At 65.1% G+C, this 10,093-nt stretch carries 12 protein-coding genes and 1 pseudogene; 9 read left to right on the forward strand and 4 right to left on the reverse strand.

The annotated features are described in order from the left end of the window. The 9 genes and pseudogenes from AC1DKD_RS34635 to iscX form a co-directional block, all read left to right on the forward strand. Positions 1-226: pseudogene (locus tag AC1DKD_RS34635) on the forward strand (Fe-S cluster assembly transcriptional regulator IscR); the annotation flags it as partial. A 62-nt stretch (positions 227-288) separates the two neighbouring features. After that, on the forward strand, positions 289-1,512 hold the full coding sequence (locus AC1DKD_RS34640) for an IscS subfamily cysteine desulfurase (RefSeq protein WP_441630083.1): 1,224 nt from the start codon (positions 289-291) through the stop codon (positions 1,510-1,512). A 49-nt stretch (positions 1,513-1,561) separates the two neighbouring features. Beyond that, positions 1,562-1,966, forward strand: coding sequence for a Fe-S cluster assembly scaffold IscU (iscU, locus tag AC1DKD_RS34645; protein WP_045238072.1), 405 nt, complete (start codon positions 1,562-1,564; stop codon positions 1,964-1,966). 31 nt (positions 1,967-1,997) lie between these two features. Beyond that, positions 1,998-2,318, forward strand: a complete 321-nt coding sequence (iscA, locus tag AC1DKD_RS34650; RefSeq protein ID WP_017229301.1) for an iron-sulfur cluster assembly protein IscA — start codon at positions 1,998-2,000, stop codon at positions 2,316-2,318. A gap of 34 nt (positions 2,319-2,352) precedes the next feature. After that, positions 2,353-2,574, forward strand: a complete 222-nt coding sequence (locus AC1DKD_RS34655; RefSeq protein WP_045238071.1) for a DUF3565 domain-containing protein — start codon at positions 2,353-2,355, stop codon at positions 2,572-2,574. Positions 2,575-2,695: 121 nt separating this feature from the next. Beyond that, the gene (hscB, locus tag AC1DKD_RS34660) at positions 2,696-3,214 is read left to right on the forward strand and encodes a Fe-S protein assembly co-chaperone HscB (protein ID WP_276288600.1); all 519 of its coding nucleotides are present in this window, start codon (positions 2,696-2,698) and stop codon (positions 3,212-3,214) included. A 113-nt stretch (positions 3,215-3,327) separates the two neighbouring features. Then, positions 3,328-5,193: a Fe-S protein assembly chaperone HscA gene (gene hscA / locus AC1DKD_RS34665; protein ID WP_441630006.1), complete on the forward strand. Its 1,866-nt coding sequence runs from the start codon at positions 3,328-3,330 to the stop codon at positions 5,191-5,193. Positions 5,194-5,235: 42 nt separating this feature from the next. Further along, positions 5,236-5,574: an ISC system 2Fe-2S type ferredoxin gene (fdx, locus tag AC1DKD_RS34670; RefSeq protein ID WP_441630008.1), complete on the forward strand. Its 339-nt coding sequence runs from the start codon at positions 5,236-5,238 to the stop codon at positions 5,572-5,574. 50 nt (positions 5,575-5,624) lie between these two features. Beyond that, a complete protein-coding gene (iscX, locus tag AC1DKD_RS34675; protein ID WP_428177879.1) occupies positions 5,625-5,819 on the forward strand; it encodes a Fe-S cluster assembly protein IscX in 195 nt (64 codons plus the stop codon). Positions 5,820-5,890: 71 nt separating this feature from the next. Here the strand turns inward: iscX and AC1DKD_RS34680 are convergent, their stop codons facing one another. From AC1DKD_RS34680 to prfB, 4 genes are all read right to left on the reverse strand, one after another. Continuing rightward, positions 5,891-6,649: a glycine zipper 2TM domain-containing protein gene (locus AC1DKD_RS34680; protein ID WP_441630010.1), complete on the reverse strand. Its 759-nt coding sequence runs from the start codon at positions 6,647-6,649 to the stop codon at positions 5,891-5,893. 267 nt (positions 6,650-6,916) lie between these two features. Continuing rightward, positions 6,917-8,455 carry a lysine--tRNA ligase gene (gene lysS / locus AC1DKD_RS34685; RefSeq protein WP_441630012.1) on the reverse strand — a complete coding sequence of 513 codons (1,539 nt, stop codon included), beginning with the start codon at positions 8,453-8,455 and terminating at the stop codon, positions 6,917-6,919. A 39-nt stretch (positions 8,456-8,494) separates the two neighbouring features. After that, positions 8,495-9,253: an SDR family oxidoreductase gene (locus AC1DKD_RS34690; protein ID WP_477102782.1), complete on the reverse strand. Its 759-nt coding sequence runs from the start codon at positions 9,251-9,253 to the stop codon at positions 8,495-8,497. Between the two features lie 84 nt (positions 9,254-9,337). Further along, positions 9,338-10,093, reverse strand: a 756-nt coding sequence (gene prfB / locus AC1DKD_RS34695) for a peptide chain release factor 2 (protein ID WP_477144283.1), incomplete at its 5' end; no start/stop codon positions are given.

The raw sequence follows: 10,093 nt of genomic DNA on the forward strand, positions 1-10,093 counted from the left end.
CGAGCTGTGGGCCACGCTGAACCAGAAAATGGTCGAGTATCTCGATTCCGTCTCCCTGAAGAACCTGGTCGACCAGCAGCGCGCCAAATCCCCCGCGGTGTTGCACGACATGCGCGAAGAGTCGGTGGCGCAAGCCGTGGCCGTGCCGCTGGGCAAGGCGGACAAACAGGAAAAGCCCGCGCGTCCGCGGGTGGTGAATTCGGTTTTCAGCCTGGCTCAGTCGTAAGACGGGCAGCCGGCCAGAGAGCACAGAGAAACATCAAGCATAGCGGTCCCTAAAAGGCAGTCATAACGATGAGCACCCCACATTTCCCCATCTACATGGATTACTCGGCCACCACGCCGGTAGACCCGCGCGTGGCGGACAAGATGATTCCGTACCTGCGCGAACAGTTCGGCAATCCGGCTTCGCGCAGCCACGCCTACGGCTGGGATGCCGAACGCGCGGTGGAGGAGGCGCGTGAGCAGGTGGCCGCACTGGTTGGTGCCGATCCGCGCGAGATCGTCTGGACGTCGGGCGCAACCGAGTCCAATAACCTCGCCATCAAGGGCGCGGCCAATTTCTACTCGGGCAAGGGCAAGCACCTCATCACGGTGAAGACCGAGCACAAGGCCGTGCTGGATACCACCCGCGAGCTGGAGCGCCAGGGCTTCGAGGTGACGTATCTCGACGTGCAGGAAAACGGCCTGGTCGACATCGAAGTGCTCAAGGCGGCGATCCGCCCTGACACGATCCTGGTGTCGGTGATGCTGGTGAACAACGAGATCGGCGTGATCCAGGATGTGGCGCAGATCGGCGAGATCTGCCGCGCCAAGGGCATTATTTTCCATTGCGACGCGGCCCAGGCCACCGGCAAGGTGGCGATTGACCTGAACACGCTGAAGTGCGACCTGATGTCGTTCTCGGCGCACAAGACCTATGGCCCCAAGGGTGTTGGCGCGCTGTACGTACGCCGCAAGCCGCGCGTGCGCCTGGAAGCGCAGATGCACGGCGGCGGCCACGAGCGCGGCATGCGCTCGGGCACGCTGGCCACGCACCAGATCGTCGGCATGGGCGAAGCCTTCCGCATCGCCCGCGAGGAAATGGCCACGGAAAACGAGCGCATCCGCATGCTGCGCGACCGCCTGTGGCGCGGCCTGTCGGGCATGGAAGAGGTCTACCTGAATGGCGACCTGGAACAGCGCGTGCCGCACAACCTGAATGTCAGCTTCAACTTCGTCGAAGGCGAATCGTTGATCATGGCGATCAAGGACGTGGCGGTGTCGTCGGGCTCGGCCTGCACCTCGGCGTCGCTGGAGCCTTCGTACGTGCTGCGCGCCCTTGGCCGCAACGACGAACTGGCACACAGCTCGATTCGCTTTACGGTAGGCCGTTTCACCACCGAAGAAGAAATCGATTACACCGTCGAACTGCTCAAGAGCAAGATCGCCAAGCTGCGCGACCTGTCGCCGCTGTGGGAAATGTTCAAGGACGGTGTGGACCTGAATTCCATCCAGTGGGCCGCGCACTAAGCGCCAAGGCCCCCGCAAGACCCCATAATTACGCCAAGAGGTAGCCAAAATGTCATACAGCACGAAGGTTCTCGACCACTATGAAAACCCCCGCAACGTGGGCTCGTTCGACAAGAACGATGACGCCGTGGGGACCGGCATGGTCGGCGCGCCGGCTTGCGGAGACGTCATGAAGCTGCAGATCAAGGTCAACGAAGCTGGCGTGATCGAAGACGCCAAGTTCAAGACCTATGGCTGCGGTTCGGCCATCGCATCCTCGTCGCTCGTGACCGAGTGGGTCAAGGGCAAGACCGTGGATCAGGCATTGGAAATCAAGAATACGCACATCGCCGAGGAACTGGCGCTGCCGCCGGTGAAGATCCATTGCTCGATCCTGGCCGAAGACGCCATCAAGGCGGCGGTCGAGGATTACAAGAAGAAGCACGACGGCGCCACCGAACAGAAGGCCGCCTGAGTTCCGCGATCCATCAAGGGATAAAGCACCGATGATCACGCTTACCGAGAAAGCCGCCAAGCATGTGGCGCGCTACCTGGACCGCCGCGGCAAGGGCGTTGGCCTGCGCCTCGGCGTCAAGACGACCGGCTGCTCGGGCCTTGCCTACAAGCTGGAATACGTCGACGACCTGTTGCCGGAAGACAGCGTATTCGAGTCGCACGGCATCAAGGTGATCGTCGATCCGAAGAGCCTGCCGTATATCGACGGCACGGAACTGGACTTCGCGCGCGAAGGCCTGAACGAGGGGTTCCGTTTCAACAACCCCAACGTCAAGGACGAATGCGGTTGCGGAGAGTCGTTCCGGGTCTGAGCGCGCGACGGCTGACGTCTTTGCGCAGAATGGGATGAAACGCGGCATAGTCGGCTTCCACCAGGATGACGAAAGCCATTGGGTGGCAGAGCTGGATTGCGGTCATGGCCAGCATATGCGCCATGACCCGCCCTGGCAGATGCGTCCGTGGACGCTGACGGCGCAGGGCCGGGCGGCACGGATCGGCGAGGTGGTGAACTGCCTGAAGTGCGATCGGGCGGAGCCGCCGGCAGATTGGGCGGCGCGAAGCGCGTAGCGCGTTGCCGACCGGTGCTTGCGCAACTTATTGCGGCATCGCCGGCGCGGCCGGCGCACCGCTTTTACGCTGAAGGAAGTTCAAAGGGGCGGCGCAGCCGCTCTTTTTGTTGGGGAAGGTGTTGAAAGACGATTATTTCGCCCTGTTTGGCTTGCCGGTGGGGTACGCAGTCGACGAGGCAGCGCTGGACGCCGCCTACCTGACCGTGCAGTCGCAGGCGCACCCGGACCGCTTCGCCAATGCCGGCGACGCCGAGCGCCGCGTGGCCATGCAGTGGGCCGCGCATGCCAACGAGGCGTACCGCACGCTGCGCCAGCCGCTCAAGCGCGCGATCTACCTGCTGACGCTGCGCGGTGTGGATATCCAGGCCGAGAACAATACGGCCATGGCGCCGGCTTTCCTGATGCAGCAAATGGAATGGCGCGAGGCGCTGCAGGAAGCGGTCGAGGAAAAGGACGTCGCCCGGCTCGACGCGCTGCTGCGCGAGTTGCGCAGCGAGAAGCGCGAGCGCCACGCGGCGCTGGGCGCACTGCTGGATGCCGGCGATAACGCGGCAGCCGGCGGCGCGGCCAGGCAATTGATGTTCATCGAGAAGATCGAACACGACACCAGCGAGGCGATCGACCGCCTGGAAGGCTAGGGATTCAGCGCCTCCGGGCACGTTCGCCGCCGCCATGCCACAATGGCGCCCCGGCGCAAGACCGGCCTGTGTGACAGGCCGCCTTGCCACCGCACGAATAAAGACGATTCATCATGGCACTGCTCCAGATCTCCGAACCCGGCATGTCGCCGGCACCCCACCAGAAGCGGCTAGCGGTCGGCATCGACCTCGGCACGACCAATTCGCTGGTGGCGGCGGTTCGCAACAGCATTCCCGAAGTCCTGACCGATGAAAGCGGCCGCGCGCTGCTGCCTTCGGTGGTGCGCTACCTGCCCAACAAGGGCACGCAGATCGGCTACCGCGCGCAGGAAGAGGCGGTGCACGACCCCAAGAACACCATCGTCTCGGTCAAGCGCTTCATGGGGCGCGGTCTGCGCGACGTCGCGCATATCGAACATAGCCCCTACGATTTCGTTGACGCGCCTGGCATGGTGCAGATCAAGACCGTGGCCGGCGTGAAGAGCCCGGTTGAGATTTCGGCGGAGATCCTGGCCACGCTGCGCCAGCGCGCCGAAGACTCGCTGGGAGACGAACTGGTCGGCGCGGTGATTACCGTGCCCGCCTATTTCGACGACGCGCAGCGCCAGGCCACCAAGGATGCCGCCCAACTCGCGGGTCTGGAAGTGCTGCGCCTGCTAAACGAGCCGACGGCGGCGGCGATCGCCTACGGGCTGGATAACGCGTCCGAAGGCATCTACGCGGTGTACGACCTCGGTGGCGGCACCTTCGATATTTCCATTCTCAAGCTCAGCAAGGGTGTGTTCGAGGTGCTGGCCACAGGCGGCGACTCCGCCCTTGGCGGGGACGATTTCGATCAGCGCCTGATGTGCTGGATTGTCGAGCAAGCTGCCCTGCAACCGCTCTCGGCCGAGGATATGCGCTTGTTGATGGTGCGCGCGCGCGCCGCCAAGGAAGCGCTGTCGGAGGCCGATTCCACGGTGATCGACGCAGTGCTGGACAGCGGCGAGATCGTGCACCTGACGCTGTCGGCAACGGCCTTCGTAGAGATGACCGCGCCGCTGGTGCAGAAGACCCTGGCGCCGGTGCGCAAGGCCCTGCGCGATGCGGGCGTGGCGGCCGACGAAGTCAAGGGCGTGGTGCTGGTCGGCGGTGCGACCCGCATGCCCTCGGTGCGCAAGGCGGTGGGCGATTTCTTCGGCCAGCGTCCGCTGACGAACCTCGATCCCGACCGGGTCGTGGCGCTGGGCGCGGCGATGCAGGCCAACCTGCTGGCCGGCAACGGTGCGCCGGGCGAGGACTGGCTGCTGCTCGACGTGATCCCGCTGTCGCTGGGCGTGGAAACCATGGGCGGACTGGTCGAGAAGATCATTCCGCGCAACAGCACCATCCCGGTGGCGCGCGCGCAGGAGTTCACCACGTTCAAGGATGGCCAGACCGCGATCGCCATCCATGTGCTGCAGGGCGAGCGCGAACTGGCAAGCGACTGCCGTTCGCTGGCGCGCTTCGAGTTGCGCGGCATTCCGCCAATGGTGGCCGGCGCGGCACGTATCCGCGTGACTTACCAGGTCGACGCCGATGGGCTGTTGTCGGTGTTCGCGCGCGAGACGCAGTCGGGCGTGGAAGCGACCATCACCGTCAAGCCGTCCTACGGGCTCGCCGACGACGAGATCGCCCGCATGCTGCAGGACAGCTTCCGCGAAGCCGAGCACGATATGAAGAGCCGCGCGCTGGCTGAAGAGCGCGTGGACGCAGCGCGCCTGATCGAAGCCACGCACCGCGCGCTGGAGCTCGACGGCGACCTGCTCTCGGACGAAGAACGTGCCGGCGTGGAGCGGCTGATCGCGGCAGCGGGCGACATCGCCAAGGGCGAGGATCACCACGCCATCAAGGCAGCGGTGGAAGCGCTGTCCCATGGCACCGACGAATTCGCCGCCCGCCGGATGGACCGCTCGATCAAGAGCGCGCTGGCTGGCCGCAAGGTGGAGGACCTGGGCTGATCCCCGAGGACTCTCGCACCGTATCTAAATCCAGGACATTTCATGCCACAGATCATCGTATTGCCCCACGTCGAACTCTGTCCCGAGGGCGCCGTGTTCGAAGTCAAGACCGGAACCAGCGTCTGCGATGCCTTGCTCAGCCATGGCATCGAGATCGAGCATGCCTGCGAGAAGTCGTGCGCCTGCACCACCTGCCATGTGGTGGTGCGCGAAGGCTTCAATTCGCTCAACGAGCCGGAAGAGAAGGAAGAGGACCTGCTGGACAAGGCGTGGGGGCTTGAGCCGAACTCGCGGCTCTCGTGCCAGGCTATCGTTGCCGACGAGGACCTTACCGTGCAGATTCCCAAGTACACCATCAATTACGCCAAGGAAGGACACTGAGCGCCTGTGCGCCAGCTCGTCCCGCTGCCGATCTGAAAGAGAGAATCCCCATGAAGTGGACCGATACCTACGACATCGCCGCCGCCCTGTACGACAAGTACCCGGACGTGGACCCTGCCACGATTCGATTCACCGACCTGCACCGCTGGGTCCTGGAACTCGACGGCTTCGCCGACGTGCCCGAGCGTTCGGGTGAAAAGATACTGGAAGCGATCCAGGCTGCCTGGATCGAAGAGGCGGAGTAAGGGAATGTCAAAGTAAAAGGGCCGGTGATCCGGCCCTTTTTTTGACAATTTTGTTCCGGGAGTCCGGCCGGTCAGGCCGTTACCAGGACACCATCCTGCAAGCGCACGCGCTGGCCTACCTGCACGCCAGGATCGGCATGATAGGTGAAGGTGCGGTAGCTGCCATTGTCCATCTGCACGCGCACCTGGTAGGAAGTGTCTTTGCGCACGGTCTTTTCGATCTGGTTGCCGGCAAAGCCGCCGCCTACCGCGCCGGCCACCGTACCCAGGATGCGGCCGTTGCCCTTGCCAATCTGGTTGCCCAGCAGCCCGCCGACCACCGCGCCGCCGACGGCGCCCAGGCCACTGGCCGGCTTGGCGGTCTCGATCGGCGTGATGGCCACGATATGGCCGGTGTACGCGCTGCCTTGCGCTGGCTGGCGTTGGGCGGGGGCGCCGTTGTCAGCGCGGCTCGGCTCGGGGCCATATCCTGCTTCCGCGTTGCCGTTGCGCTGGGTGCTCCTCCGTGCCGCGGGCGCCTGGGCGGGCGGGGCGGTCGGTGCCTGCGTCAACGCGGGGGCCGATGCTTCGGGCGGGCGGGTGGTACTGCCTGGCGCCATTTGCTGGACGGCCTGCGTATTGTTGGCGGCGATCGGCGCGGCCAGCGATTGCGACGCATCCTGCGTCGCCTTGCTAACGGGCAGCACGCCGGTCATCGCGGCGACGGCGGTCAGGCTGGCGATCACGATTGCCACCGCGGCGGCGCCCACCAGCGGATGCAGGCGGCGCTGCGCCGGCAGCGAAGAGGGCAGGGCGGATTCGTTCGATGGCTGCAAGGTCGGGTTCGGCATGTTGTTTTCCTCGCGAAGCGCCGCCAGTCAGGGGTGCTGCCGGCCAACGTTTCGATACGACCAGTGTGGCCGAACGGGGCGCCGTTTTCCGTTTGATTTTGTAAGTTTATGTAGACAGAAAACCCGTTTTAAATCAGTGGCTTGCCTTATAATTCCGGCGGCCTCGGGGTTGGCTGTTTGTAACAAGCCGGCGCGAAAATGAAAAAGCCCCATCGCTTGGATGGGGCTATTTCGTTGCTGGCGGCCAGCCTTGGCCGCCACCGTGCTTCAGTCCTCGCGGCGCAGATGCGGGAACAGGATCACGTCGCGGATATTCGGGCTATCCGTCAGCAGCATCACCAGGCGGTCGATGCCGATACCGCAGCCGCCCGTCGGGGGCATGCCATATTCGAGCGCGCGGATGTAGTCGGCGTCGAAGTACATCGCTTCCTCGTCGCCCGCATCCTTCTGGTCCACTTGCTTGCGGAAACGCTCGGCCTGGTCCTCGGCATCGTTCAGCTCGGAGAAGCCGTTGGCGATTTCGCGGCCGGTGATGAACAGCTCGAAGCGCTCGGTGATGCCCGGCTGGGTGTCCGAGGCGCGCGCCAGCGGCGAGACTTCCACCGGGTAGTCGACGATGAAGGTCGGCTCCCACAGCTGGCTCTCGGCGGTTTCCTCGAACAGCACCAGTTGCAGCGTGCCCAGGCCGGCGTTGAGGAATTGCGGCGCGCTGGTGTTGATGCCGAACTTCTTCAGCTCCGTGCGCAGGAATTCGGTATCGGCCAGTTGCGCGTCGGTGTACTGCGGTGCGTATTTCTGGATCGCCTGGGTGATGGTGAGGCGATGGAAGGGCTTGGACAGATCCAGCTCGCGGCCCTGGTAGTTCAGCACGGCGCTGCCGCGCGCGTCGATGGCGGCCTGGCGGATCAGGTTCTCGGTGAAGTCCATCAGCCAGCGGTAATCCGTGTAGGCCGCGTAGAACTCCATCATCGTGAACTCGGGGTTGTGGCGCGGGCTCACCCCTTCGTTGCGGAAGTTGCGGTTGATCTCGAACACGCGTTCGAAGCCRCCTACCACSAGGCGCTTCAGGTACAGCTCGGGCGCGATGCGCATGAACATCTGCATGTCCAGCGCATTGTGGTGGGTGATGAACGGCTTGGCCGTGGCGCCGCCCGGGATCGGGTGCAGCATGGGCGTTTCCACTTCCATGAAGCCAGCGTCGGCCATGTGACGGCGCAGCGAGCTGATCGCGTTGGTGCGGGCGCGGAAGGTGGCGCGCGTTTCCGGCGACACGATCAGGTCGACATAGCGCTGGCGGTACCTGGTTTCCTGATCGGCCAGGCCGTGGAACTTGTCCGGCAGCGGGCGCAGGGCCTTGGACAGCAGGCGCAGTTCCTGCACCTGTACCGACAGCTCGCCCTTGTTGGTGCGGAACAGCACGCCGCGCGCGCTGATGATGTCGCCCAGGTCCCAGTGCTTGAAGGCCGCGTAGACGTCTTCGCCGACCTTGTCGCGCGTGATGTAGAACTGGATCTGGCCGCTGCCGTCCTGCACGGTGGCGAAGCTGGCCTTGCCCATCACCCGCTTGAGCATCATGCGGCCGGCGATGGCGACTTCCACCGGGCTGGCTTCCAGCGCGGGCTGGTCGGTCTCCCCGTGCTGCTCGTGCAGCGCGGCGGCCTGGTGGGTCGGGCGGAAATCGTTGGGGAAGGCCACGCCTTGCTGACGCAGGGCCTGCAGCTTCTCGCGCCGTTCCGCGATGATCTTGTTTTCGTCGGCTGCGGCCGGGGCGTTGGCCTCGGCGGGAGCGCGGTTGGATTCGGTCATGATGTCTTGGTGAGTCGCGCGGCGCAGGCCGCGCGAGGTTCAGGTATTGCGGATGTCGTCGAGCTCGGTGCTGCCGAAGTCCGGCCGCTCCAGGTACGCGGCGATGCGCTGCGCGGTGTCATCGGCCGAGGCCAGCTGGTCGTTTTCCTTGAGGTCGCGGAAGCGCTGTACCTGCGCGAAATCGGCATCGCGGATGGTGGCCTGCATGCCGGTGTCGACCACGCCCGGCGCCAGCGCCACGGCGCGCACGGCACGTTCGGCCGGGGCCTGCGCGTACTCCGCGTTGATCGAGCGCACGAACATGTCCAGGCCTGCCTTGCCGGCGCAATAGGCGCTCCAGCCTTCAATCGGCCGGCGCGCCGCGCCGGACGAGATCGCCAGGATCTTGCGCGGGCAGCCGAAGCGCTCGGTATGCGCCAGGAACGCCGCGGTCATGGTCATTGGCGCGGCAAGATTGGTCAGCAGGTGCGGCACCAGCGTCGGTTCACGCAGTCTGGTGATCGGGCCGATCGGCTCGATCATGCCCGCGTTGAGGATCAGCGTGACGCTGGCAGGCGTTTCCTCGACCGCGTCGAGCACGCTGCCGAGCCAGGTCGCCGCCGGGCCGGGCTGCGACAGGTCCTGCAGGTGCCAGGCTACCTTGACGCCGCTGGCGGATGCGATCCGTTCCAGTTCGGGATTGCGGCCGCGCGCCACGCACAGCAGGCGGTTGCCCGGTTTGAGCAGTACCTGTGCCAGAGCGGCGCCGAGCCCGCGCGAGGTGCCCGTGATGATGATCAGATGCGATGCTGCGGTCATGGTCGAGTTTGTCCCGGCGGGTGTGTGGCCGCACCGGCCGCCGCGCCGTGCCCCGGCGCGGCGGCGTGGCGCCGCTGCTGCGTGTTACAGCCCTTGCTTCAGGCTGGCTTCGATGAACGGGTCCAGGTCGCCGTCCAGCACCTTCTGCGTGTTGGACATTTCCACGTTGGTGCGCAGGTCCTTGATGCGGCTCTGGTCCAGCACGTAGGAGCGGATCTGGTGACCCCAGCCCACGTCGGTCTTGGACGACTCCAGCTTGTCGGCCTCGGCCTGACGCTTGCGCATTTCGTGCTCGTACAGGCGCGATTTCAGCATCGACATGGCTTCGGCGCGGTTCCTGTGCTGCGAACGGTCGTTCTGGCACTGCACCACGATGCCGGTCGGGATGTGCGTGATCCGCACTGCCGAATCGGTCTTGTTGATGTGCTGGCCGCCCGCGCCGGAGGCACGGTAGGTGTCGACGCGCAGGTCCGCCGGATTGACCTCGACCTCGAAGGAGTCGTCCACCTCGGGGTAGACGAACACTGACGAGAACGACGTGTGGCGGCCGCCCGACGAGTCGAACGGCGACTTGCGCACCAGGCGGTGCACGCCGGTTTCCGTGCGCAGGTAGCCGAACGCGTACTCGCCCTCGACCTTGATCGTGGCGCTCTTGATGCCCGCCACGTCGCCTTCGGATTCTTCCAGCACCTCGGCCTTGAAACCCTTGCGCTCGSMGTACTTCAGGTACTGGCGCAGCAGCATSSWGGCCCAGTCGCAGGCYTCRGTGCCGCCGGCGCCGGCCTGGATGTCGAYRAAGGCGTTGGCCTGATCCATCTCGCCGGCAAACATGCGGCGGAA

The sequence above is a fragment of the Cupriavidus sp. 05T313 genome (genome assembly GCF_056396665.1).